The sequence below is a fragment of the Xenococcus sp. PCC 7305 genome (assembly GCF_000332055.1).
Lineage (GTDB): Bacteria > Cyanobacteriota > Cyanobacteriia > Cyanobacteriales > Xenococcaceae > Xenococcus.
The window spans coordinates 1-1,014 of the sequence record NZ_ALVZ01000202.1; the positions used below are offsets into that span (position 1 = coordinate 1).

A 1,014-nucleotide genomic window follows, 5' to 3' on the forward strand; every position below is an offset into this window, starting at 1 on the left:
ATTAGATATCACAGCAATTTTTTGCGACGTAGATGATTTTTGTCTCCAGTGGTCAAAACTATGGCAACAGCAGAAACAACTGCCCTCAATGCCTCACGAAAAGCGTTGCCGTTCCAGAATGTCGTTAAGTGAAGTAATGACTATTGTGATTGCATTTCATGGTTCAGGCTTTAAGACTTTCAAGGAATTTTATACCTTACAAGTACTACCACACTGGAAAAAAGCCTTTCCTAAATTAGTTAGCTATAACCGTTTTGTAGAAATGATGCCTTGGTGTTTAATGTTACTGTGCTGTTTCCTTCAGACTCGCAGAGGAGAAGTAACAGGTATTAGTTTTATTGATTCAACGCCGATAGAAGTCTGTCATCCTTGCCGTAGTCGTTCGCATAAAGTGTTTAAAGATATTGCAGGTTGGGGAAAGAATTCTATGGGATGGCATTACGGTTTTAAGCTGCATCTGATTATTAATGACAAAGGTGAATTACTAGCTTTTAAGTTAACTCCAGGCAATGTCGATGACCGAAAGCCAGTCCCAGAAATGACTCAAGATCTTATTGGCAAACTATTTGGTGATCGCGGATATATCTCTCAAGATTTATTTGAGGAGCTTTATCAAAGACAATTACAGCTGATTACTCGATACAAAAAGAATATGAAACAGAAGTTGGTGAAACTAATCGACAAAATTTTGTTACGAAAGAGAGCTTTAATTGAAACAGTCAATGACCAACTCAAAAATATTTCTCAAATAGAGCATTCAAGACACAGGAGTATCTGGAATTTTCTGGTGAATCTTCTGGCTGGATTAGTAGCTTACTCTTATTTCCCGCAGAAACCTTCTCTTGATCTAGAGCCCAAAGCTTTATCGGCTCTCCCTCCTACTGTTTTTTAACCCTGATTCAGCAGCTAGAAGATAGAGCCTAATCCATTTTAAATCTCATGACGCACAAAGCGCCAAGCTTTGCTGAGCGCAATTTATTTTTTAGCGATCGCGTATGGTCTTGGTTTCATCTT

Annotated in this window: 1 protein-coding gene; it reads left to right on the plus strand. The window is 38.5% G+C overall.

The window, feature by feature from the left end:
* The coding region (locus XEN7305_RS17230; RefSeq protein WP_006510763.1) for an IS982 family transposase at positions 1 to 892 on the plus strand (892 nt) is incomplete at its 5' end.
* Positions 893 to 1,014 lie beyond the last annotated feature (122 nt).